General features: G+C 39.9%; 1 protein-coding gene. It reads left to right on the top strand.

Features of this window, described 5'->3' with window-relative positions; all coding sequences use genetic code 11:
• On the top strand, positions 1–315 hold a 315-nt coding region (locus HC175_RS17660; protein WP_209310063.1), incomplete at its 5' end, for a peptide-methionine (S)-S-oxide reductase.
• Positions 316–499 lie beyond the last annotated feature (184 nt).

The raw sequence follows: 499 nt of genomic DNA, 5'->3' as shown, positions 1-499 counted from the left end.
GGATCTATGGATCCTACCCAGAAAAATGGCCAGGGCCCCGATAATGGCTCACAATACCGTTCTATCATCTTCTATCAAAATGCAGAACAGAAGAAGATCATTGAAGAAAAAATAAAGGAACTGGCAGGGGACTACAAAAAAGCCATTGCTGTGGAGGTGCTTCCCTTTCAGAAATTCTGGAAGGCAGAGGCTTATCACCAGGATTACAAAAAGAATAACCCGAACGACCCTTACATCAGGAATGTATCAAATCCCAGGTTCAACAAATTCAAAAGTAAGTTTCCCCAGTTGCTAAAAGAAAACAAAGTCAACTAAGGCTTTAAAAGAGTTGAAAAACGCTTTCTTTGCAAAAACCCGAATAGTCCCGACCTTTCTATGGATATTACTACAGAGAATGTACTGCTGATAGGATCGCTCCTACTTCTCATAAGTATCCTGGCAGGAAAGACTTCTTATAAATTTGGGGTACCTACCTTAATCTTATTTTTATCTGTAGGGA

Source organism: Salinimicrobium oceani, from assembly GCF_012037645.1.
This window is presented reverse-complemented; position numbering and strand designations above follow the sequence as displayed.